The sequence below is a fragment of the Haloarchaeobius marinus genome (assembly GCF_051207415.1).
In the GTDB taxonomy this organism is placed as follows: domain Archaea; phylum Halobacteriota; class Halobacteria; order Halobacteriales; family Natrialbaceae; genus Haloarchaeobius.
Genome location: NZ_JBPKGD010000003.1, coordinates 38,200 through 60,710, shown reverse-complemented (window position 1 = coordinate 60,710; position 22,511 = coordinate 38,200). Strand labels below are relative to the sequence as shown.

Here is a 22,511-nt window from a genome sequence, read left to right as displayed (position 1 = left end):
ACGCTACTCGGCCGCGGGACCGGCGGCGCTCTGGACCTCCCAGCTGCCGCCGATGTCGCAGGATTCGCGTTCGGTGTACTCGATGGTGGTGTTCTCGTCGAGGTCGTGCCCGCCCTCGACGGACTCGACGCGGAGCGGGACGTCGTAGGTGCTCCCACAGCACCCCACGTCGACGAACTCCTCCCAGACGTCGCCGACGTCGGCCGTCTCGTGACTCTTCCTGAGCCAGGCCCGGAAGTGGACGGTGTCGACCTGCTGGCGGCCCCAGCCGGAGAAGTCGGCCGGGTACGACAACAAGACGCGGGTGGCGGTGTCGCTCATGGTCGTGGCTACGCGCCCACGGCAAAAAAGGATGTCTCGGTGGTGCGTCCGGGACGGCCGTCCGATTCATTGACCGGGAACCACGGGAGATAAGAAGGCTTAGGTGGGGCGGTACCCGACCGGCCTCCATGAGCAAGTTCGAGGTACCGGAAGTCGACTTCACCCGGTACTCGAACCGCCAGTTGGCGGCCGTACCGCTCGCGGTCCTCGCCGTCGCGCTGGTGGTCATAGCTGGGTGGTACGTCGCGTTCGGGACACCGGTGAACCTGGGAACGGACTTCACTGGCGGCACCGAACTCACGGTACAGACCGACACGCCTCGCGGCGAACTGGAGCAGGCGTTCGACGCGGAGGTCCTGTCGACCCAGCGCGTCCGCGACCCGACCACGAACAACCCGACGTACATCGTCAGTTTCGGCCCCGAGGCCGACGGTGAGACGCTGAGCGACCAGGCGAACCAGAACCTCCAGCAGTCCTGTGCGGACTGTGAGGTCGTCCTCTCCCGGCAGTCGACCTCGCCGGTGTTCGCACAGGGCGCCCAGACGACGGCCATCGCCGGGGTCGGCGTCGCCTTCCTCGGGATGAGCGTCCTCGCGTTCCTCCTGTTCCGGTCGTTCGTCCCCTCCATCGCCATCGTCATATCGGCGTTCTCCGACATCGTCGTCCCGCTCGCGGTGATGAACGTGCTCGGCATCGAACTCTCGCTGGGCACCGTCGCCGCGTTGCTGATGCTCATCGGGTACTCCGTCGACTCGGACATCCTGCTGAACAACCACGTGCTCCGCCGGTCCGGCGAGTTCTACGAGAGCGTCCACCGCGCGATGGAGACGGGTGTGACGATGACGGTCACGTCGCTGTCGGCGATGGCCGTCATGTCCGTCACGGCCTACCTCTTCGGCATCGACCTGATGGCCTCTATCGGCCTGGTGCTCGTCCTCGGTCTGACGACCGACCTCATGAACACGTACCTGTTGAACCTGAGTCTGCTTCGGTGGTACAAACTCGGGGAGGTGACGCCCAGATGAACGTCCGCGAGAACTGGCGCGTCGTCGTCCTCGTCGTGCTGCTCGTCGGGAGCGGCGTCGTCCTGTTCACGCCCGGTCTCGTCGGCACGTCCGACGGGCCGACCAACCTGCAGTACGGGCTGGAACTCGACGGCGGGACGCGACTCCGCGCCCCGGTCGTCGGCATGACCGCGGAGGACGTCAACTTCGCCGGCGTGTCCGGCACCGAACAGAACCAGATCCGACAGAACATGGCCGACGAGTTCGGCATACCCTCCCGCGACGTCTACTTCCAGGTGGACGACCAGACCGGCGCCGGGACGGTCGAGGTGTTCAACGACTCCGTCTCGAAGGACCAGTTCGCCGCCCAGCTCAACCAGCAGGGACTGCAGACCACCGGCGGCGAGCAGTTCCAGGCGAGCGACATCCGCGACGGCGTGACCGCCAGTACGCGCCAGCAGATCGTCGACACGCTGAACCGGAAGCTCCAGGCGACCGGGCTCACGTCCGGGTCCGCGAAGATAGCGACCGGCTTCAACAACGAGAAGTACGTCGTCGTCGAGGCGCCCAACCGCGACGAGGAGGAACTCACGCGCCTGGTGAACCAGCGCGGGTCGGTCGAACTCATCGCCCGGTTCCCCGGCGAGAACGGCACGATGCAGGAGGAACTGCTGGTCCAGCGCGAGGACCTCGACCAGATCGGGGGCCCCGAACCCGGCCAGTCCAGCAGCTACGAGGTTCCCGTCGTCCTCCGACAGGGTGCGGCCGACCAGTTCGCCACCACGCTGAACGAGAACGGCTTCACGACCGACGGCGTTAGCTCGCCCGCCTGTGGGGGCGCACAGCGCAACGACCAGGGCTACTGTCTGCTCACGGTCGTCGACGGCGAGGTGACGGCCTCGCACTCGCTCGGCCCGAACCTCGCGGACTCCATCCGCCGGGGGACCTTCCAGGAGGACCCGCGGTTCACGATGGGTGCGTCGAACCGGAGCGAAGCACAGGACATCTCGGTCAACCTGCGCGCCGGCGCACTCCGCGCACCCCTCGACACCGACGGCCGGCAGGTCTACACGCTCGAACCGGCGCTCGCGGAGCGGTTCAAGACGAACTCGCTGGCGACCGGTATCATCGCGGTGCTGGCGGTCAGCGGCGTCGTCTACCTCCGGTACGGCAAGCCGCAGGTGGCGCTCCCGATGATCGTCACCGCGCTCGCCGAGGTGGTGCTCCTGCTCGCGTTCGTGGCCGCGGTCCGGCTCCCGCTCGACCTCTCGCACATCGCCGGGTTCATCGCCGTCATCGGGACGGGGGTGGACGACCTCATCATCATCGCCGACGAGGTGCTGTCGGAGGGCGAGGTGAACTCCTCGCGGGTGTTCCGCTCTCGCTTCCGCAAGGCGTTCTGGGTCATCGGCGCGGCGGCGGCGACGACCATCATCGCGATGTCGCCGCTGGCCGTGTTGAGCCTCGGTGACCTGCGCGGGTTCGCCATCGTCACCATCCTCGGCGTGCTCATCGGCGTGCTCATCACGCGCCCGGCCTACGGTGACATCCTGCGGACGCTGTCCATCGAGGACCGCTGAGCACGGCGACGCCGTCGCTACCCCGTCCGTTACTGTTCTGCGCGAACCGTCAACACCGGCACCGGCGACTGCCGGACGACGCGGTCGGTGACGCTTCCGAGGAGCAACTCGGAGATACCCGACCGTCCCTTCGTCGCCATCACGACGCAGTCGACCCCGCGGTCGGTGACGTAGTCGAGGATGGTCGCCGACGGGTCACCCTGGAGCACTTCGTCGACCGTCTCGACGCCCGCGCTCCGTGCGCGTTCGGTCACGTCGGCGACGACCCCCTCGCCCTCTCGTTCCAGTGCGTCGACGACGTCCATGCCGATGGTGGTGACGCTGTCGCGGTTCGTATCGGCCACGTAGAGGACGTGCAGGCGGGCGTCGTAGGTCGTGGCGAGGTCGAGCGCGTACTCGAGCGCCGCCATGCTCGCGTCGCTGCCGTCGGTGGGAAATAGGATATCGTCGTACACGTCTCCGGGTTCGCACCGAACCCCCAAACCGTTTTCTCAGAAATCGCCGAGTGCGGACTGCTCGTTCGCGGCGAGGACATCCGCACAGGTCGACCACGTGGTGCGTGCGAACGGCGGCAGGTCCCCGGTCTCGGCGACGTAGTCGGCGAGGAACGCGCGCGTCGTCGGGTCGCTCGGGTAGCCCGAACCGACGTCGCCGAAGTCGTCGGCGAGGCGGGCCAGCTGGGCGTCGCGTTCGACCTTGGCGACGATGCTCGCGGCGGCGACGACGGGGTACGTCTCGTCGGCACCGTGTTCGGCGGTGACGTCGACCTCGAACCCGGTGGCCTCGGCGACGCGGCGGCCGAAGCGCGCTTCGTCGGTGTCGCCCGCGTCGACGATTCCAGGGAGTGCCTCGGTGCCGGTACCGCCAGCACCGTCGTGACCCACGTCCGCCAGCGCCTCGGCGTGGGCGGCGACCGTCAGCGAGTTCATGTCGGTCTCCGGGTCGTCGATGCGTGCGGGGGGTATCTCGGCGACGCCGACGCGAATCCGGTCGTCGTCGCGGATGCGGGCGGCGAGTTCCTCCCGCCTGGCCGGGGCGAGTCGCTTCGAGTCGTCCACGCCGTCGGGGAGGACCGACCGGTCGGGGACGACGACGGCCGCCGCCCACATCGACCCGAACACCGGTCCCTTCCCTGCCTCGTCGACGCCGAATCGCATCGCTTCCGCCATCGTCCGCCATCGCCTTGTACGTTTCTCGTCGGTCGGCGGACGTGGTCCGGGGACGGGACGGGTCGGACCGGCGGGGCGGCGGACGGACGCATCGCTTTGCGGTCGGTCTCCAGCCCGGCGAAAAAAGTGTGCAGGTGCACTCAGTCGTCGGCCGCCGTCGGCGTCTCCGCGAGCTCCTCCTCGGCCTCGCGCTCGTCGGTGCTCTCGTCCTCGGGGTGCCGTATACGGATCTCCTGCGCTATCTCATGGTGACACATCGGGTCTCCCCTCGATACGTGCTAACGGTGCGCACGACGAAAGTCGTTGTGGCGACGGGCCCGGGACGGTCCTGCCGCCTCAGCGCAGGTAGGCGGGGTCGTCGAACGGTTCGTCCTCGCCGCGGACGTCGAGGACGTCCAGCGCGGTCACGACGGCGCCGACCCCGAGCAGGCCGGCGAGCGACGGTTCGGTCCGTCCCTCGTCGCTGCTGACGAGTTCCTTGATGTAGAGACCACCCTCGCCGTGGACCTCGACGGTGGCGTGACGCTCGTCCTCCAGCGTCGCGTCGATGTCGTAGACGGTGCGTTCGCGGTCGAGTTTCGCCCGCCGGTGGTCGACCCGGTGTGGCGTGTGCTGGCGGATGGTCGCGCCGTCGAGGTCGGCGACGGCGTCCGCGAGCGCCGCCTCGGTGACGGGTTCGTCGAACTCCACCGTCGCCCGGTACGTCTTCGACGCGTCGAGTTCCTTCACCCGTTCGACCATCTCGTGGGTCGCGAGTCGCAGGCCCTCGACCTCGACCGCACCGCCTGCCTCGTCGTTGACGCGCTCCTCCAGTGCGGCCACGTCGGGCGAGCGTCTCCGGGGTCGCTTCACCTCGACGACGAACGGCCGGCCGGGACCGAGCATCAGCGCGTCGACGTCCTCGCGGCCCGCGCCGTGGAACAGCGCCTCGTCGCCGTCCATCGCCGCCAGCACGTGTGGGGCGACGTACTGCTCGACGCTCATCTCGTAGAGGTAGCCGGACCCGCCGCAGTGGTCGCACGGTTCCTCGCCGTCGTCGCCCAGCTGGACGCCCGAGCCGCCGCACTCCCGGCAGGGCCACTCCGTCTGCGGTATGTCCCGCTCCAGCTTGCGATACCGGCCGTAGACGAACGCCGGGTTGATCTGCACCTCGACGGCGTGGCTCGACGGCTCGCGGTCGGCCGCGTCGACGTTCAGCAGCGCCAGCACGTCCGGGCGCCCGAAGTCGACCTCGGCACCGGTCAGCCGTCCGACCCGCTTGCCCACCTCGCGGTTGAACTCGCTCTTGAACAGTTCGCCCGCGTCGGGGTCCAGCCCGGCGTCCTCCCGGAGCAGTCGGTCGTTCTCCTCGACCAGGGGTGGGACGCGCGTCCCGACCTGGTACGTCTCGAAGTCCACGTCCGACAGTTGCTCGGCGACGAGTTCGGCGTACGTGTCGTACTGGTTGCAGAGCCCCTCGCACACCCAGCACTCCGCCGGGTCGACCGACTCGTACGGTTCGTCGTCGGCCAGCGCCAGTGCGACGCGCAGCCCCTTCCCGCGCTCTTCGTTCGTCAACCCGAAGCTCCGGTCGGCGAACGGACGCCCGAGGCAGGCGTCACAGACCGGTCCGGTCGAACGCAGCGCCCGGACCGTCTCGAAGTCTACCATACCGTCCCGAAACAAGTCTGCGCGTTAGTGCCTTGCTATCTCCGGCGTCTCGTTTGCTCTCTCCGGCGTCCCGTCGCCTCCGATGTACGTCCATCCGGTCTGGACGGACTTCCAGTCCGGGGGTCCCCATGGCCTGAACGGCCTTCCGGTCCGGGTTTCCCCACTGCATCAACGGACTTCCGGCCCGGGTTTCCCCACTGCCTCAACGTCCCCCCGGCCAGAAGAGTCCGCGCCGACAGGCGCGTGATTCTTCGCGGGGAAGGGCAGGTACCGTGGCGGACCGGTCGGGTGAACCGTACGTCTCGGGCGGCCTGGTGGTTCTACTCACCCACCGAACCGCTCGACGTCTCTCCGACGTGGGACCGCCGTCGCTCCGACCTGAGGCCACCGTCGCTCCGACGCGACTTTACCGACCGGCCAACCAGGTACGGACATGCGACAGTTCGTCATCTGCGGCCACCAGGTACCGACGACCCCCGACTTCTCGCTCGACGCGCTGGCGAGCGAGGCCGGGCGGCTCGACCTGCTCTGTCGGTGCCTGAACGCCGCGTTCCTCACCAGCCACGGCCTCCGCGAGTCGGTCCGCGCCCACCTCGTGTTGCGGGACGAGTTCACCGTCACCGTCGACGGCGCGACGGTCAGGAACCTCCACCCGGACGAGCGGTCGACGGCGGCGCTGATTCGAACTGCACTCGAGCACCGGCAGGACGCCATCGGCCACCAACCTGCCGAGTCGTCGCCCGGCATCTCCATCCGGAGGATGGGGCTCGAACCGATACTCGAGACGGTCGCCCGCGACGGGACCGTCGTCCAGTTACACGAGGGCGGCGACCCGGTCGTCGACGTCGAACCACCGACGGACCCCGTGTTCGTGCTGTCGGACCACGAGGACTTCACCGACGAGGAAGCGTCGTTGCTCGCCGACGTGGCCGGGGAGCGCGTCCGTCTCGGGCCGACGAGACTCCACGCCGACCACGCCGTCACCGTCGCCCACCACTACCTCGACACCGACGGATACACTAATTTCTGACACTAACGCGGGGTCGAAATTAAGTGACGGGGGGCACGAGTACGCCCCATGCGAACGACTCCGGACCGCCCCGACGCCTGTACCTTCTGTGAGCGACCCCTCCCGACGGACGGGGACGACCCGGTCCACCGCGTCTGCTCCCGGCGGGTCGACCGGGGGACCGACGCCGTCGCCCAGACCGAGCGCGTCGCCTGCGAGCACTGCTTCGCCGACGTCGCCACGCTCACCGCCGACATGACCGCACACACGGCCCACGACCTCGACGCCGCCGTCGCGTACGATTGCAGCCGGTGCGGCGACGAACTCGCCGGCGACGCGAGCGTCGAGCGACTGGACGTGGACGACGACCGGTATCTCCTCTGTGCCGACTGCACCGGATTCTTCGACGAGTGCTGCCGCACCGTGCCCGGACGCGACCCGGCCGGTCCCGCAGTCGGCGGCCAGGAACCGGGGGCGACGGCCGAGGTCGTCACCGACGGCGGCGCCCCCGACGAGGACCCCATCGACCTCGGGACGGTCCTCGACTCCGGCCTGGACGACGTCGAGGTCGACGACCGCATCGCGTTCACCGTGCGTGCAGACACCAGCGGTGCCACGTCGGATACCGTCGACACCGTCCGGGGCGACGTCACGCGCGCCGAGACGAGCTACATCGGCGGGTCGACGGTCTACGTCGACGGCGACGACGGCGAGGAGTACCGCCTCGAATCCAGTTTCTCCTCCGAGGCCGTTCGCGTCACGACCGTCCACGGCCACGACCTGCGGTTCCAGGGCCACCTCGACGAACTCCGCGTCGACCGCTGACCCCGGCCGGAGTCGGGCGTTTCGGAAGGGTTAAAAGTCGGCCACCCGTCTGTTCGACGTGCGGGCCGGTGGGGTAGCTTGGTATCCTTCGGCCTTCGGGTGGCCGTAACCGCGATTCAAATTCGCGCCGGCCCACTTCCCGCATTCAAATTCTAACCGTCTACTGACAGGTTTCGGCAGTTTCGACCCTGCCGACGACCGCCCACTCTGCGACCACTATCGTCACCGAATCGACCAGTGACTCTCGACGGCAGTCCGGGGCGATTCGGTACCCCGACGCCGGTCAGCCCTATCGATGTTCGAAGTCCTGCATGACGACGGCGTAGCCTCCGCCCCCGAGGTCCCGAACGGAGTACGCTGTCGGATACCAGCCGTCCATCGGATAGACCTCGGGCTGGGCTATCTCCTCCTCGTGAACACCGTCGAGGTGGTTCTCGAAGTAATCGAGGGTGACCATCGGTTCTACGAAGTTCAGCTCGAACGGCGTCTCCTCGACGACGTCCGCGGCACCCCAGATGAGGGTCTTGAGCCACCCGCTGGCATCACTCCTGTCCTCGAACTCGGGAGCGTCCGCTGGCGCGAGGTGTGCCCCCATCTTCGGGACGACGGCACCGCCCTCGATCAGGCGATAGTTCTCGGGTATCTGCCCCGCCGCGATGTCGTCGCTCGTGAGTGGCGGGGGAGTAGTCGGCGCCGGATTCCGGGGGCCGATCGACCGGATCGCTTCGGGTTCGTGGAAGTAGAAGTGGATGTCGAAGTGTGGTTTGGAGTACACGCCGTGGGGAAGGTGCCCCTGCGAATTCCAGCCGAGACCGAGGTACTCGATCGGCTCCGGCGTGTCACTCGGGAACGAGAGGTCGTACAGGAGCGACCAGAACCCACCGTGAAGTCGCCCGACGATGCCCCCGTCCTTCCGTGTTCCCGCGCCGAGGTCCATCAGTTCGGCGGGTGAGGGGAGACCCGAGTGCGCCCGCTCCGAGAAGTGTACGCCCACGTACTTCGGCGTCCCCGACGGCGTCACCGACGAGAAGGTGCTGACGTCACCGTCGCCGAGCGTCGCCGAATCGCCCCACGACGTGATTCCTGACGGCGGGAATCCGTCGGCTGACCCACGCCCGGTTGGACCTGCTGCTGCGGCGGAACCGAAGACGATACTGCCCGTAGTAACGGCGCTGAACCCCTCGAGGAACCGCCTGCGACTGGGCTTTGTCTCTCTCCCCATACCTGGACAGTACTATCAATCTATATGAATTTAACTCTTTGTTTCACTATCGCTGGTCGAAATAATCCGTAACTGAATCGCGGCGCTACTACTAAGGAGTCGGTGGTAGAACGCCCGTACACGCATGACCTGTCCAGTCTGTGATAGCACGGACGTAAAAGTTATCAACGTCAGCACCCGTTCGCTGGAGTTGCCACAACTCTTCGGCAAGGGAGTGGCCCGGTGCAACGAGTGTAGCGTCCTCTACGATTATCATCACGCGAAACCGGACGAAGATTCGGACGCCGAAATGGTGAACTGCCCCGATTGTGGGACACGGACGTCCGCCGAGCAGGGCACCTGCTCCTATTGCGGGGCCACGCTGGGTTCGCCCGGCCTCGGGTAGACGGGACGGTCACGCGGGGATTCGAGCAGCCCCGACCCGAGTGAACCGGCGTTAGAAGCGATAGCGCGCGATCTCGGTAGACCCACAGACGGGGCACTCGCTCGCGTCTGGAGAGACCTTCACCCCACAGTCCCGACACTCGTACAGGGTGGCGCTCTCGCCTCCTCCTCTCCAGCCGAGCACATCGAGGAACCCCATAGATACTGGAAGTATCGCCACAGACCCGATTAACGGTACTCGATACTTCATTTCGATGCAAACGGTGGGAATATATGGTATCTTATATTTACTGGCCGAGTAGCAGTTCCCTGTCTCTCCCACGTCCGTCGCTACGAACGTAGTGACGGGAGTACGTCGACGCACGCAAGACCTCTCTACGCGGGTAGAGCCGCCACCGTCGTCACGCCCCCGAGTGCGACCACGTCACTTCCCACGTGACCGAACGTTACGTCTGGGTCGTGCTACCCGTTTTCGTCCACCACCTCGTACGGGAGCATCATCTCCTGATCCTCGTGCTCGAGAATGTGGCAGTGCCAGGCGTACAGTCCCTCGTAGCCAGTGAACGCCGGTTCGATTCGGACGACCTCCAGTGGATTGACCAGGACGGTGTCCTTGTTGGTGGCGTTGTTCGGGTTCGGCAGGGTAACCGTGCCTTCTACGAGACTGGTATAGTCCTTGACATTTGGTTTGTCCACGTTCGGGTCGTCCGGGTTGTTCACTGCCTCCATGACGGCGTCCTGGTATTCCGTTTCGCCACCTTCCTCTCCCCCCCACTCGAAGCTCTGTCGCTCCAGCACCTCGAAGTCGACGAGGTGCAGGTGAATCGGATGCGAGTCGGGAGTCGTGTTGTACAGCTCCCACTCTTCGGACGTCCCGAGCTGCGGATTCACGATTGCGTCCTCTTCACTCCAGAGCGACGCGTTGAGGAAGTGCGAGTCGTACGTGACGCCGTCGACATTTAGGCCGGCGCTGTCGAGCGAGTGGGTCCGGACCACGTCGGTCTCTTCCACTTCGGGATCGGGGTACTTCTGGTTGATCTGGTCCAGGAACCGTGGCAGTCGGATGTCGATGGAGTCACCCCTCGACCCCCGCTCCTCGACCTCGATGCGCATGATGTCGCCCATGGAGGCGATGCCCGGGCCGCTGTTCTCGCCCGCGTACGGGTACTCTGCGTCGTTCTTCAGCAGGAAGCTCTGCCCGGCGAAGTCGCTGAAGTCGACGATCGTGTCCGCACGTTCTGCACCGGAGAGGAGCAGCGAGTCGACCGTCTGTCCGGGGCCGACGGGAACGACGTCGTCGAGGAACCCGAGGTCCACGCCGATCTGCTTCATCACCGGCACGTCGGTGTCGCTGCCGGCAGTCTCGTTGAACAGCTGCAGGTTGAACGTCTGGCCGTTCGACCCGTTGAGGAACCGCAGCCGGTAGGTCCGTGGCTCGACGGTGAGCTTCGGGTACGCCTTCCCGTTGACCACCGGGATGTCCCCGGCGAACTCCGGCTCGTAGTCGTTGTCGTCCCCAGGGGGATAAAACAGCCCTCCGTTGGCGTCGAACGTTCGGTCCTGAATGACGATGGGAACCTCGTACCGCCGGTTCGGTAGCTGGTTCTCCAGGCGGTCGCGGAGCAGGTAGAACCCGGCGAGCCCGGTGTACACGTTGATTCGGGTGGACCCGAGTGCGTGGTCGTGGTACCAGAGTGTTCCCGGTTGCTGGTCGTTGGGATACTCCTTGGTCTGCTTGTAGTCGACCGGACTATCCAGACCGAAGTGTTCGGCGGTAAACCCCTTCTGGTTCACCCAGGCCTCGGGATACCCGTCGTCAACCGGTCTGACGACGCCGCCGTGCAGGTGCGTGACGATTCGCGTAGCCGTCCAATCATCTACGGGTTCGTGCGGTTCGGCGCCGTGGACGTTCTCGTCGACAGCGTTCCCCAGTACGCCACTGTAATCCGGGGGGAGGTTCTCGACGACGTACTCGACCTCGACAGGGTCTCCGGGCGTGGCCTCGATGGTCGGCCCCGGGAAGCTCCCCTCGTACCCCCAGACGGTGGTCCCGTCGGCTTGGAGGTCCGCGTAGACGTCGCTGGGGAGTACCTGCTGTTGGAACTCCGTGAGCTCGATTTCGTACCGGTCGGTTCCCCCCTGTCGGTTCGTCGGCCTCAGAACGCCCGGTCTCGGGAGTTCGTCCTTGAACTGGTTGGCGAGAATCTGGGTCTTCAATCCGGGGTCCGTCTCGTAAATGGGGGGCACGGCCGCAACCTGCCCAACCCCCAGGGGAGTTGCCGCGAACAATCCTGCCGCACCTGCCGCTTTGAGTACTGTCCGTCGGGTCGAGTCGTGCGAGTGTGAGTCTTCGTCCGTCATCGTGCTTTCGAATCCACTGCTAACGTCGGGACGCAGGCGAACGCGATACCCCTCGAAAGCAGTACTATTGCAACCAACTCGTCGACTCTTCGTTATTCGTTGAATAGTGATTGTGACTGGTTAGTCAGAACCACCTTTACGACACGTATCTATCATCTACCATCAAACAGATTCGATTAGGACGTTTCACCAGTCAGTCTGTAGCAAACGGTTACCACGAACTCTCGATTACGATACGGAGAATCGCACGTCTCAGCGACTCAGGTGTGCGGAGAATACGACCGAGTGGGGTCGGTGGTATGTGCGACCGCGCACCCGAGCTACTCGTCCAGCCAGATGGCCAGCTGGACCTCGTCGAGCAACTCCCCGTCTACGAGGTAGTGTCCCTCACGGGTCGACTCCACGGACCAGCCTTCGTCCTCGAGGAACGCGACGGCACGTTCGTTCGTCGCCGGGAGGTTCTGGTAGATCTTCCGGAACCCCTGGGTCTGCGCCCAATCGAGTCCGCGTTCCATGAGCGTCGACCCCACCCCCTCGTCGCGGTACTGTTCCAGGACGCCCAGCGTCAACTCGGCGGTGTGCTCCATCATCGGTGACTGCACGGCCTCGACGTGGAGCCACCCGACCGTCTCGTCGTCGACGGTCGCGACGAAGAACATCCGGTTCCCGCTCTCGTTGTGGCGGAGGAGCACGTCGTCGCGGGTGACCTCCTCGGCCAGCCGCGTCGCGACGACGTAGTTGCCCTCGGCAGCGATGGTCTCGACGACGTCGACGATGTCGCCGATGTCCTCCTGCCGGGCGGGGCGAACGGTGGCCGTCTCGTCTTCGTCGCCGAGTTCGACGGTCGTCGGGTCGTCGTCGAACGGGAGCGCGACCCGGAGTTTCCCGTCGCGTTCCTCGAGGTAGCCGTCGCGTTCGAGGGTCGAAACGTGGTCGTCGAACTCCCCGGTCGGCATCGGTACGGACGGGTCGAGGTCCGGTCCCGACCGCGCCGGCTTCGAATCGGACGCCGGCTGTACCAGGACGTTCCGACGCACCGTCACCGGTTCGACAGCCCCGTGGCGTTCCACGTACTCGTAGATTCGCCGTCGTCTCTCGTTGTCGAAGTCTTCGAACCGGCTCATGACCGCTAGTTACGTCGGTGGCCGGAATAATTCTTCGTCGGGCGACGCGTGGAGACGGGTCACGTAGGGAGCGCTTTCGAGGTCGACCTGCGCCCTTTCCACAGTTTCATGTAGGTTCGGTGTGGGTATGCTCGTAATGACGTCAGGGGATGCGGCGACTGTCGGAACTGGGTCACACGACCGCGGTGCGTCGGTCTCGAAACTGTCGAACGGCACGCACCCATGCTACTGATCGTCTGTGGCCTCCCGGGGGCGGGCAAGACGACGGTCGCAGAGACGGTGGCCGACCGGGTCGGCGGACGGTTGCTCAGGACCGACGTGGTCCGGAAGGACCTGTTCCCCGACCCCGACTACACCGAGGCCGAGAAGCAGGCGGTCTACGACGAACTCCTGACACGGGGCCGGGACGCGGTCCAGGCGGGCGAGACGGCCGTCCTCGACGGGACGTTCAAGGAAGCCGAGTTCCGCGACCGGGCGGTCGAACTCGCCGACGAACTCGACGTCTCCCTCGAACTGGTGAAGGTCGAGTGCGAGGAGTCCGTGGCCCGGCGGCGCATCAGCGAGCGGACCGACGACGAGAGCGACGCCGACCCTGAACTCCACTCGCGCTTTCGCGACCTGTTCGAACCCATCGAGGTGGACCACGTCGTCGTCGACAACTCGGGCGAACTCTCGGAGACGATGGCGCGAATCGACGAACTGTTTCCAGTCGCGTCGGCCGCCCCGACCGCGAACGTCGCGACGCGGGAGTAGCGTCGAGCACGGGAGGACCGTCTGCTACGCCGGATGCGGTTCGCCGTGGTTCAGCAGCCGTCGACGCTCGTCCGGTCCGGGCCCTGTCGCACGGCGCGCGTATCGCCCGTGGCGAGGTCGACGACCATCGCCTGCCCGCCGTAGCCGTGTGTCTGGTCGTGGCCCCGGACGACGACGCAGGTGGCGTCGCCGACGTCGACGGTCGCCGACCGGGTGAACTCGCGGGTGCCGTGGGGGTGGGCGAGGTCGCGCCGGCCCAGTCGCTCGCCGTCGAGCGTCTCGACCTGCCACCAGTCGGCGTACCCGTCCTCCCCGTCGTCGTCGTGGTAGAGCGTCACCGAGAAGCGGACCGCCTCGCCGGACTGCTCGACCGAGACCGCAGTGACGTTCGCCTCGCGGAGGTCCAGGCAGTCGGTGGTCGTGCCCCCGGTCCCGGTCGCGGGGTCGGTCTGCGCGTCGTCGTCCGTCGGGTCGTCGTCGGCCGGCCCCTGCGAGTCGGTCGATACGCCGTCCCCGGACCCGGAGCAACCGGCGAGTGCCCCGGCCAGGACGGACCCCGTTCCTGCCAGGACCGTCCGTCGGCGAAGTCGCGTCATGGACGCGGATAGGTGCGCTCGGAACCTAATACCAGGGTCGCCGCACCGCTTTCGACGCCCTTAACAGCGAACTTCCCCGAGGCTGTGTCGATGACTGCCGCCATCGAGGTCAACGACCTCGTCAAGTCGTACGGGGAGGTGCAGGCGCTCGACGGACTGTCCCTCCGGGTCGAGGAGGGGGAGTTCTTCGGCCTGCTCGGACCGAACGGCGCCGGGAAGACGACGTTCATCAACGTCCTCGTCGGCCTCGTGCGCAAGTCCGGCGGCGAGGCCACCGTCTTCGGACACGACGTCGTCGACGACTACCGGGAGGCGAGAAACGCCATCGGGCTCGCCCCACAGGAGTTCAACGTCGACCGGTTCTTCCCCATCCAGGAGGTGCTGGTCCACAAGGCAGGCTACCACGGCATCCCCGAGGCGGAGGCCGAGGAGCGGGCGGCCGACGCGCTGAAGCGGGTCGGCATCTACGACAAGCGCGACCAGCGCTTCGACTGGCTCTCGGGTGGGATGAAGCGCCGCCTGCTGCTCGCTCGGGCGCTGGTGACCGACCCGGACCTCCTCATCCTCGACGAACCGACCGCTGGCGTCGACGTCCAGCTCCGACACGACCTCTGGGAGGTCGTCCGGGACCTGAACGAGTCGGGGACGACGGTGCTGTTGACGACGCACTACATCGAGGAGGCCGAACGGCTCTGTGACCGCGTCGCCATCGTGAACGAGGGACGGAAGGTCGAGGTCTCGACGCCCGACGAACTGATGGGACGGGGAACGGACACCGTCTCCGTCACCCTCCGGGAGGCACCCGAGAGGACGCCGCCGCTGGGCGACACGCTCGACCGGGTCGAGCGCGTCGACCTCGAGGGGGACCGACTCCTCGTCCGAGCGCGCAACGGCGGGTCCGTCACGCCGGACCTGCTGAACGAACTCGAGGCGATGGGGCACGAGGTGCTCGACCTCGACGTCACACGGACCAGCCTGGAGGAGATATTCGTCGAACTGACGGGTGACGACCGATGAACGTCCTCGCCACCGGGACGCGGGCGCTGCTGAAGCGCGAGATACTCCGGTACGTCCGCCGTCCCCGGAACACGTTCCTCCCGCCGTTCATCAACAACGTGCTGTACTTCGCCGTCTTCGGCGTCATCCTCGGCAGCCGGATCGGGAGCTACGGCGACGGCATCCCCTACATCGAGTTCGTCCTGCCGGGACTGGTCGTCCTCGGTGCCGTCTCGAACGGCTTCGAGAACGCCTCATTCTCGGTGTTCCACGGTCGGTGGAACGAGTACATCCACGAGGTGCTCACGTCGCCACTGTCGTACCGCCAGCTCGCGTTCGCCTACGTCGCCGCCAGCGCGCTCCGGGGCGTCCTCGTCGCCATCATCATCTCGGCCATCGGACTCGCGTTCACCCTGTTCAGCCCGGGGTACGACCTGCTCGGCGTCTCGCACCCGGCGTACCTGGCCGTGTCGCTCGTCGCGGTCTCGGCGCTCTTTGCGAGTTTCGGCATCGTCGGCGGCCTGTGGGCGCGGGACTTCGACTACCTCACGGTGCTCAACCAGTTCCTCATCCGACCGCTGGTGTTCTTCGGTGGCGTCTTCTACCCGCTGTCGGAACTCGACGGGGTCTGGTACGACCTCTCCCTGCTCAACCCGATGGTCCACATGGTAGACGCCGTCCGGTACGGCTTCCTCGGCTACGCCGAACGCGACCCGGCGGTCTCGCTGGGTATCCTCGTCGTCGCGACGGCCGCGGTGTTCGCCGTCGACGTGGTGCTCGTCGCCCGGGGCTACGGCCTGACCGATTGAGCGACGACTCCGGGTCCGTGCCCGAGGGAACCCCTGCCGGAGACACCTTTGAGTCTCCGGCTGCCGTAGGTTCAGACATGACCGTCGACGACCTCGTCGAATACGGCGTCGAACGCATGACCGACGACGACATCCGAGCATTCCTGCCGAGTCAGGGGAGGGGCGTCCTCGGGCTCCCGACCGATGGAGCGCCGTACCTGCTCCCGATGTCGTTCGACTACGACGGGGACTCGCGGCTCTACTTCACGTTCGTCGTCGGGTCCGGGAGCCGAAAGCGCGACCTGAGCGAGTCGAACGAGGCGGCGAGCTTCCTCGTCTACCGCGCCGACACCGCGTTCACCTGGGAGAGCGTCAGGCTGGCGGGACGGCTCGAACGGGTCCCCGAGGAGGAGGTCGAGTCGGTCGGCGAGACCCTCGAGAACGCGTGGCGACCCGACCTGTTCGAACGCGCCAGCACGGAGACGGCGACCGAACTCTACCGGTTCGTCGTCGAGGAACAGACCGGCATCAGGCACACCGGGTTGCCCCCCGAGTTCGACGGGTAGACCCGGACCGACGGAGCGACTTTCAGGGCGCGGTCCGAACCCCGGTGCATGACGTCCCCCTGGACCCACGGCCAGACGGTCGTGAACGACGTGCGCCTCCACTACGTCGTTGCGGGCGACCCCGACGACGAGACGGTCGTCCTCCTCCACGGATTCCCCGAGTTCTGGTACACCTGGCGCGAGCAGATTCCCCCACTCGCCGACGCGGGCTACCACGTCGTCGCCCCAGACATGCGTGGGTACAACCGGTCCGAGAAGCCACACGGCGTCGACGCCTACCGACTCCCGACCCTCGCCGCCGACGTGGCCGGCCTCGTCCGCGAGTTCGGCGAGACGGCCCACGTCGTCGGCCACGACTGGGGCGGCGTCGTCGCGTGGGACGTCGGCGCGCGACGACCCGACGTGGTCGAGACCCTCTCGGTGCTCAACGCGCCCCACCTCGGCGCGTTCACCCGCGAACTCGTCCGGAACCCGGCCCAGGTCCGGCGCTCGTGGTACGCCTTCTACTTCCAGCTCCCGTGGCTCCCCGAGCGCCTGTTCCGTGCCTTCAGCGGTCGGATATTCGAGGACCTGTTCGCCGAGGGGCCGGCGACCCCCGGCGCCTGCTCGCCCGCCGACGTCGACCGCTACGAGCGCGCCTTCCGACAGCCCGGCGTCCCGACGTCGTCGATACACTACTATCGAGCGCTGTTCCGGACACTCGGGCGCTCGATGCTCCCGTTCGTCGGCGACGACGCTCCCCCGACGGACGTCGACGTGCCGACGCTCCTCCTGTGGGGCGAGCGCGACGTCGCGCTCGGGACCGAACTGACGACCGGTCTCGACCGCTGGGTGTCCGACCTGCGCGTCGAACGGTTCCCGGCGGCGAGCCACTGGCTCCAGCTGGACGAACCCGCCGCAGTCACCGAGTCGCTGCTCGCGTTCTTCGGTGGACACGACTGAGGTGCCTGCCGGAATCACACGCTTTTCACCCCACCGGACCGACGGGGGGACCATGAGCGACGACGACGAACTGGCGTGGACGACCGAGGGTTCGCGCGTGGCCTACGAGTGCCCCGGCTTCGACGTGGTCCACGACGAGGTCACGCTCCCGGACGGCACGAGGACCGACTACGACTACCTCGACGAACCGGCGGCCGTCGTGGTCCTCCCGTTCACCCCCGACGGGGACGTGGTCCTCGTCGAGGAGTGGCGACAGGCGGTCGGCCGCGTCAACCGCGGCCTGCCGGCAGGCAGCGTCGAACCCGACGACGACGACTTCGCCCGTGCGGCCCGGCGGGAACTCCGCGAGGAGACCGGCCACGAGGCTGGCACCGTCGAGCGACTGACGACCGTCGAACCGGCGAACGGCATCGCCAACTCGGTCCACCACCACTTCGTCGCCTACGACTGCGAACCGACCGCCGAGCAGGACCTCGACCACAACGAGAGCATCCGGGTCGACACCGCCGCCTACGACGAACTGCTGGACGCCGCCAGGCGCGGCGACCTGGTCGACGGCCGGGCGGTGATCGGACTGCTGTACTACGAACTGTTCGGCCGGCCGGAGGGGTAGCCGGGTGAGCCTTTTTGTCGGAATGGGCGGCCATGGAGGGCGTGCGCTGACCACGGCCCACCGGGCGTCTCGCTGGTGTGCGACGCCACGCCCGGTGTGATATCGACCACGGCGTCGCCTGTTCGCCATCCTGTCGCCCCGACGACCGCCAAACGACACCCTTACCGCCGGTCGCCGGGTAGCCGAGGGCAATGAGAGAGCACTTCGAGGTCCGCGACGGCGACGCCGCCGGTCGCATCGGGGAGTTGACCGTCCCCCGGGCCGGCGTCACCGTCGAGACGCCAGCGTTGCTGCCGGTCGTCAACCCGAACATCGTCACCATCGAACCGGAGCGGATGGCCGCCGAGTTCGGCGCCGAGATTCTCATCACGAACTCCTACATCATCAAGACGACCGACGACCTCGAAGCACGGGCCCGCGAACGGGGCCTCCACGACCTGCTCGGTTTCGACGGTGCCATCATGACCGACTCGGGGAGCTTCCAGCTCGCCGAGTACGGGGAGATCGACACGACGACCGAGGAGATACTGCAGTTCCAGCACGACGTCGGGAGCGACATCGGGACGCCGGTCGACATCCCGACGCCGCCGGACGTCTCCCGGGAGCGCGCCGAGTCAGAGCTCCGGACCACACAGGAGCGCCTCGAACTCGCCGAGACGGTCGACGTCGGCGACATGCTCGTCAACGCACCGGTCCAGGGGTCGACGTACCCCGACCTGCGCGAGGAGGCGGGTGCCCACGCCGCCGGGACCGACCTCGACGTGTTCCCCGTCGGTGCCGTCGTCCCCCTGATGAACGACTACCGCTACGACGACATGGTCGACGTCGTCGCGGCGGCGAAGCGGGGTCTCACCCGCGACTGCCCGGTCCACCTGTTCGGCGCCGGCCACCCGATGATGTTCGCACTCGCTGTCGCCCTCGGCTGTGACCTGTTCGACTCGGCGGCGTACGCGCTGTACGCCCGCGACGGCCGGTACCTGACCGTCGACGGGACCGAGCACTTCGAGGACCTCGACTACCTCCCGTGTTCGTGTCCAGTCTGTACGTCGACGACGCCCGGAGAACTCCGCGAACTGGGACCCGAGGAGCGAGAGGAGGAACTGGCCGCACACAACCTCCACGTCACGTTCGCGGAGATCCGTCGCATCAAGCAGGCCATCCGGGACGGGAACCTGCTGGAACTGGTCGACCGGCGTGCCCGGGCGCACCCGGCGATGCTCGACGGGTACCGGGCCCTGACCGACCACGCCTCGCAACTGGAGGAGACGGACCCGGCGTCGAAGGGGTCGTTCTTCTACCTCTCGAACGAGAGCGCCCACCGTCCGGAGGTGCTTCGCCATCACCGGCGACTCGACCGGCTCTCGCCCGAGGGCGACGTCCTGCTCACGGAAGGAAGCCACTCCAGAGACTACGACGAGTCGTGGTCGGTCGTCCCGCCGTTCGGTCCGTTCCCGAAGGCACTGCGGAACACCTACCCGCTGACGGCGGAACTGCCCGAGCGTCTCGACCGCGACGCCTACGAACAGGCGGCACGGGGCGTCGCGAGACTGGTCGAGGCGAACCCGGACGTCTCGTTCACGCTGGCCCACGAGGACTGGCCGGACGGCGCGCTCGGACTGGTCCCCGGGCGCGTCGAACTGCTGAACCTGTGGGGCGACGCGGACGGCGACTGAGCGCCGGCCAAAAGCAAGATAGTAGTCCGTGCGTCCCCGACTCCGGGCTATGACCGAGTACTTCGAAGTACACGAGCGAGACGGCCCGGCCAGGCTGGCCGAACTCCGTCTGTCCGACCCGGTGACGACGCCGGCGCTCGTGGACGACGTCGTCGCCGACGCCGGCAGTCTCTGGGCCGCCGACCGGGAACTGCCCGATGGCGACGAGTCGGCCCTGACGGTCCTCCCGCATCGGGCGCTCCCGGCCGGGACAGCCGACGAGGTAGCAGAATCGTTCGCCGTCGACTACCCCGACGTGGACTTCCCGAGCGCCGCCGTCGTCTCCAGCGACACCGCCTCCGACCACGGCGCCGACGCCTACGTCCTCTCCGACGCGCAGGGGTCGGTCGGCCACGGCGCGGGAATGAAAGACGCCATCCTCGCCGTCCGCGAGGCGGTGCCGGACGACACCGGCGTCTACCTCTCCGGGGTCGCGACGCCCCGGAACGTCGCCGTGCTGGCCTACGCTGGCGTCGACCTCTTCGACGCCGACCGGGCGGCCGTGATGGGGGCCGAGGGGCGCTACCTCACCACGGACGACGCCTACTTCCTCGAGGACCTCGACGAACTCCCCTGTTCGTGCCCGGCCTGCGCCGGTCCGCGCGACGAGTTCGGCCTGGACGAGTGCGTAGAGCACAACGTCAACGCGCTCGAAGCCGAACTTCGACGCGTCCGTCGGCGCATCCGCGACGGAAGACTGCGCGACTACGTCGAGGGACAGGCCCGACAGGACCCGTGGCTCACCGCACTCTTCAGGGAACTCGACCAGCAGTACGGCTACCTCGAGACCCGGACGCCGGTGTACCGGGGGGCCGACCTCGACGCGACGACGGAGGACACGCTCCGTCGGGTCGAGATCCAGCGCTTCGCCGAGCGCGTCACGACGCGCTATCGCAACCGGTTCGACGGGCACCCGCTCGTGCTCGTGCCGTGTTCGGCGACCAAGCCGTACAGCGAGTCACAGAGCCACCGCCAGTACATGGACGCGGTACAGTTCCGTGGTCACCTCGTGTCGATGACCTCCCCCATCGGCGTCGTCCCGCAGGAACTGGAGACGACGTACCCGGCCCAGCACTACGACTCCGTCGTCACCGGCCGGTGGAGCGCCGGCGAGGTAGAGTTCGTCTCGGCGGTGCTCCGCCGGTACCTCGACCGGAACGACTATCCACGGATCGTCGCACACGTCCCCGAGGACTACCGGCCGATCGTCGAGGCAGTCGAGGACGACGTGGACGCGCCGGTCGAGTACACGGTCGCGGACCACCCGACGACGACCGAGAGCCTCGGGAACCTGCGGGACGCGCTCTCGGGTGAACTCGCCTACAGCAAGCGCGAACGCGAACACAACACGGTCCGGGCGCTCGCGGACGTCCACGTCGGCGACGGGGCCGGGGGCGACCTGTTCGGTTCGTTCCAGGTCAGCGGCCGGTACCCGAAGTTCCAGGTCCGCGACGACGAGGGGACCCAGCTGGCGACCATGGTGCCACGGTACGGGAGCCTGTCGTTCACGCTCGAGGGTGCGCGCCGGTGGACCGAGAGCGACGCCCCGACGAAGCGCGTCGAGATAGACGGGTTCGTCCCCCACGGGAGCGTCCTCGCACCGGGCGTCGTCGACGCCGACGATGAGATTCGCGTCGGCGACGAGGTCGTGATCGAGGGCCCGAAGGCGTTCGCCATCGGCCGGGCACGGATGCACGGAGAGGCGATGGTCGAGAGTACGCGCGGCGAGGCCGCCAGCGTCCGCCACGTCGAGGAGACGTAGACGCGGTCGGACGAGCGCGGGGTCGAGCGAGGCGAACTGGTTGCCGGGCGAGTTTATACGCACGGCGATGCTCACTGGTATCCATGAGAGGCGAGTCGCGATTCGACGCGGCCACCGACGCCTGCTCGACGCGGACCGTCGGCCCGGCAGGGACACGCGTGGCGAGTTGCGACTCGACGACGAACCGGTCGGTTCGAGCGTGCATCGCCGAGCGAACGACGCGGACCGCCGGGTGACAGCGATGAACGGGTACCCGATACGTCGTGAGGCGCTCCTGCTGGCCGCGATGAAGGCTGGCGTCGGAACGAGACGGCTCCCGGAGCTCGTCGCGCTCGTCCAGGCGGACCTCGGGCTCCGACTCGAGGAGTATCGGACCAGGTACGAGTGCGTCCACGAGACGTCGGAGGTCTCCGTCTTCCTCGTCGAGGGGGGTCACTGGGGGACCATCGCCGGTCGACTGGGGTTCGACGCCGGCGACTCGCGGGCGGTCGAACAGGCACACGTCGAGCACCTCCTCCGGCTCGGGCAGACGGTCGGTCGGTTCGAGGAGTTCGTCGCCGCACTGGACATCCGCGACTGCGTCGTCATCGGCAAGGACACGCCCTGCTCGACCGTGACGGACCGCGGCGTCGGCGAGTGCGGGTCGGGAGAGTAGGTTCCTCGTGGTCACACCCGGTCGCGTCCGTCGAGCGCGTCGTTGGCGGCAGTCTCGTGGGCGTCCTCGACCGCTTCACGGAGGGCTCCGCCGCGCCGGGCGCCGGTGAGGTGGGAGGAACAGTCGCAATCCGAACAGCCGAACCCGGAGACTGCGTCGGGTAACGACCTCGCGACGGCACACTCGACGTCGAGGTCGCACGTCCGGACGTCACCTCGGAGAGTCGCGGCCTCGTGACCGAGGAGGTAGTCCACGTGCCAGTGGCGGACGTCGCGCTCGCCCACGGCGACCTCGCGGTGCCGGTCGATGCGGGCGAAGCCCCCGGCCCCGAGCGCGCTCCCGACGTAGCCGTACCAGCCGGCGTCGAGGCGGACCTCCCCGAGGGCGCCGACGGTCAGTGTCACGTCCCGGTCGAGTTCGACGAGCAGCGTGTAGGTCCCGCCGGTCATACGCCACCTGCGTGAAGGCGGTCGAAGAAA

Annotated in this window: 21 protein-coding genes, 1 tRNA gene and 1 pseudogene; 14 read left to right on the top strand and 9 right to left on the bottom strand. The window is 67.5% G+C overall.

Annotated elements, in window-relative coordinates; all coding sequences use genetic code 11:
• Positions 1 to 3: 3 nt before the first annotated feature.
• Complete coding sequence (locus ACSC1W_RS12220) at positions 4 to 321, bottom strand: DUF7968 family protein (RefSeq protein ID WP_435347749.1); 318 nt, start codon at positions 319 to 321, stop codon at positions 4 to 6.
• A 128-nt stretch (positions 322 to 449) separates the two neighbouring features.
• Between ACSC1W_RS12220 and secF the strand changes: the two genes are divergently transcribed.
• Together secF and ACSC1W_RS12210 are read left to right on the top strand one after the other, a co-directional pair.
• On the top strand, positions 450 to 1,346 hold the full coding sequence (gene secF / locus ACSC1W_RS12215) for a protein translocase subunit SecF (protein WP_435347748.1): 897 nt from the start codon (positions 450 to 452) through the stop codon (positions 1,344 to 1,346).
• The gene (locus ACSC1W_RS12210; RefSeq protein ID WP_435347747.1) at positions 1,343 to 2,905 is read left to right on the top strand and encodes a preprotein translocase subunit SecD; all 1,563 of its coding nucleotides are present in this window, start codon (positions 1,343 to 1,345) and stop codon (positions 2,903 to 2,905) included. The genes secF and ACSC1W_RS12210 overlap by 4 nt, the downstream gene beginning before the upstream one ends.
• 29 nt (positions 2,906 to 2,934) lie before the next feature.
• On the opposite strand, the gene ACSC1W_RS12205 is transcribed toward ACSC1W_RS12210, so the two are convergent.
• From ACSC1W_RS12205 to ACSC1W_RS12195, 3 genes are all read right to left on the bottom strand, one after another.
• A complete protein-coding gene (locus tag ACSC1W_RS12205; RefSeq protein ID WP_435347746.1) occupies positions 2,935 to 3,360 on the bottom strand; it encodes a universal stress protein in 426 nt (141 codons plus the stop codon).
• A 36-nt stretch (positions 3,361 to 3,396) separates the two neighbouring features.
• On the bottom strand, positions 3,397 to 4,062 hold the full coding sequence (gene rnhB, locus ACSC1W_RS12200; protein ID WP_435347745.1) for a ribonuclease HII: 666 nt from the start codon (positions 4,060 to 4,062) through the stop codon (positions 3,397 to 3,399).
• 348 nt (positions 4,063 to 4,410) lie between these two features.
• Positions 4,411 to 5,724: a tRNA pseudouridine(54/55) synthase Pus10 gene (locus ACSC1W_RS12195; protein WP_435347744.1), complete on the bottom strand. Its 1,314-nt coding sequence runs from the start codon at positions 5,722 to 5,724 to the stop codon at positions 4,411 to 4,413.
• A gap of 433 nt (positions 5,725 to 6,157) precedes the next feature.
• Here ACSC1W_RS12195 and trmY point away from each other — a divergent pair, with 433 nt between their 5' ends.
• The 3 genes from trmY to ACSC1W_RS12180 all read left to right on the top strand — a co-directional run bounded on the left by trmY (position 6,158) and on the right by ACSC1W_RS12180 (position 7,693).
• Complete coding sequence (gene trmY, locus ACSC1W_RS12190) at positions 6,158 to 6,754, top strand: tRNA (pseudouridine(54)-N(1))-methyltransferase TrmY (RefSeq protein ID WP_435347743.1); 597 nt, start codon at positions 6,158 to 6,160, stop codon at positions 6,752 to 6,754.
• Positions 6,755 to 6,802: 48 nt separating this feature from the next.
• Positions 6,803 to 7,558 carry a hypothetical protein gene (locus ACSC1W_RS12185; protein ID WP_435347742.1) on the top strand — a complete coding sequence of 252 codons (756 nt, stop codon included), beginning with the start codon at positions 6,803 to 6,805 and terminating at the stop codon, positions 7,556 to 7,558.
• Positions 7,559 to 7,620: 62 nt separating this feature from the next.
• Positions 7,621 to 7,693: transfer RNA gene (locus tag ACSC1W_RS12180), tRNA-Pro, on the top strand.
• 154 nt (positions 7,694 to 7,847) lie between these two features.
• Here the strand turns inward: ACSC1W_RS12180 and ACSC1W_RS12175 are convergent.
• The 3 genes from ACSC1W_RS12175 to ACSC1W_RS12165 form a co-directional block, all read right to left on the bottom strand.
• On the bottom strand, positions 7,848 to 8,780 hold the full coding sequence (locus tag ACSC1W_RS12175) for a hypothetical protein (protein ID WP_435347741.1): 933 nt from the start codon (positions 8,778 to 8,780) through the stop codon (positions 7,848 to 7,850).
• An 846-nt stretch (positions 8,781 to 9,626) separates the two neighbouring features.
• Complete coding sequence (locus tag ACSC1W_RS12170; RefSeq protein WP_435347740.1) at positions 9,627 to 11,411, bottom strand: multicopper oxidase family protein; 1,785 nt, start codon at positions 11,409 to 11,411, stop codon at positions 9,627 to 9,629.
• A 434-nt stretch (positions 11,412 to 11,845) separates the two neighbouring features.
• Positions 11,846 to 12,649 (bottom strand): GNAT family N-acetyltransferase, encoded by an 804-nt coding sequence (locus ACSC1W_RS12165; RefSeq protein ID WP_435347739.1) that lies wholly within the window; start codon positions 12,647 to 12,649, stop codon positions 11,846 to 11,848.
• A 216-nt stretch (positions 12,650 to 12,865) separates the two neighbouring features.
• Between ACSC1W_RS12165 and ACSC1W_RS12160 the strand changes: the two are divergent.
• A pseudogene (locus ACSC1W_RS12160) lies at positions 12,866 to 13,402 on the top strand (P-loop nucleotide/nucleoside kinase family protein); the annotation flags it as partial.
• A 50-nt stretch (positions 13,403 to 13,452) separates the two neighbouring features.
• On the opposite strand, the gene ACSC1W_RS12155 reads toward ACSC1W_RS12160, so the two are convergent.
• The gene (locus tag ACSC1W_RS12155; protein ID WP_435347738.1) at positions 13,453 to 13,998 is read right to left on the bottom strand and encodes a hypothetical protein; all 546 of its coding nucleotides are present in this window, start codon (positions 13,996 to 13,998) and stop codon (positions 13,453 to 13,455) included.
• A gap of 90 nt (positions 13,999 to 14,088) precedes the next feature.
• Here ACSC1W_RS12155 and ACSC1W_RS12150 point away from each other — a divergent pair, with 90 nt between their 5' ends.
• From ACSC1W_RS12150 to ACSC1W_RS12115, 8 genes are all read left to right on the top strand, one after another.
• The gene (locus ACSC1W_RS12150; protein WP_435347737.1) at positions 14,089 to 15,015 is read left to right on the top strand and encodes an ABC transporter ATP-binding protein; all 927 of its coding nucleotides are present in this window, start codon (positions 14,089 to 14,091) and stop codon (positions 15,013 to 15,015) included.
• Entirely contained in the window at positions 15,012 to 15,803 is a 792-nt protein-coding gene (locus tag ACSC1W_RS12145) for an ABC transporter permease (RefSeq protein WP_435347736.1), read from the top strand. Before ACSC1W_RS12150 ends, ACSC1W_RS12145 begins: the two co-directional genes overlap by 4 nt.
• Positions 15,804 to 15,880: 77 nt before the next feature.
• Complete coding sequence (locus tag ACSC1W_RS12140) at positions 15,881 to 16,348, top strand: pyridoxamine 5'-phosphate oxidase family protein (protein ID WP_435347735.1); 468 nt, start codon at positions 15,881 to 15,883, stop codon at positions 16,346 to 16,348.
• A gap of 48 nt (positions 16,349 to 16,396) precedes the next feature.
• The gene (locus tag ACSC1W_RS12135) at positions 16,397 to 17,290 is read left to right on the top strand and encodes an alpha/beta fold hydrolase (RefSeq protein WP_435347734.1); all 894 of its coding nucleotides are present in this window, start codon (positions 16,397 to 16,399) and stop codon (positions 17,288 to 17,290) included.
• Positions 17,291 to 17,342: 52 nt separating this feature from the next.
• Positions 17,343 to 17,903 (top strand): NUDIX hydrolase, encoded by a 561-nt coding sequence (locus tag ACSC1W_RS12130; protein WP_435347733.1) that lies wholly within the window; start codon positions 17,343 to 17,345, stop codon positions 17,901 to 17,903.
• Between the two features lie 191 nt (positions 17,904 to 18,094).
• Positions 18,095 to 19,576 carry a tRNA guanosine(15) transglycosylase TgtA gene (gene tgtA, locus ACSC1W_RS12125; protein WP_435347732.1) on the top strand — a complete coding sequence of 494 codons (1,482 nt, stop codon included), beginning with the start codon at positions 18,095 to 18,097 and terminating at the stop codon, positions 19,574 to 19,576.
• 49 nt (positions 19,577 to 19,625) lie between these two features.
• A complete protein-coding gene (gene arcS / locus ACSC1W_RS12120; RefSeq protein ID WP_435347731.1) occupies positions 19,626 to 21,377 on the top strand; it encodes an archaeosine synthase subunit alpha in 1,752 nt (583 codons plus the stop codon).
• A gap of 67 nt (positions 21,378 to 21,444) precedes the next feature.
• Positions 21,445 to 22,032: a DUF8048 family protein gene (locus ACSC1W_RS12115; RefSeq protein ID WP_435347730.1), complete on the top strand. Its 588-nt coding sequence runs from the start codon at positions 21,445 to 21,447 to the stop codon at positions 22,030 to 22,032.
• Positions 22,033 to 22,043: 11 nt separating this feature from the next.
• On the opposite strand, the gene ACSC1W_RS12110 is transcribed toward ACSC1W_RS12115, so the two are convergent.
• Positions 22,044 to 22,481, bottom strand: a complete 438-nt coding sequence (locus ACSC1W_RS12110) for a GIY-YIG nuclease family protein (protein ID WP_435347729.1) — start codon at positions 22,479 to 22,481, stop codon at positions 22,044 to 22,046.
• Positions 22,482 to 22,511 lie beyond the last annotated feature (30 nt).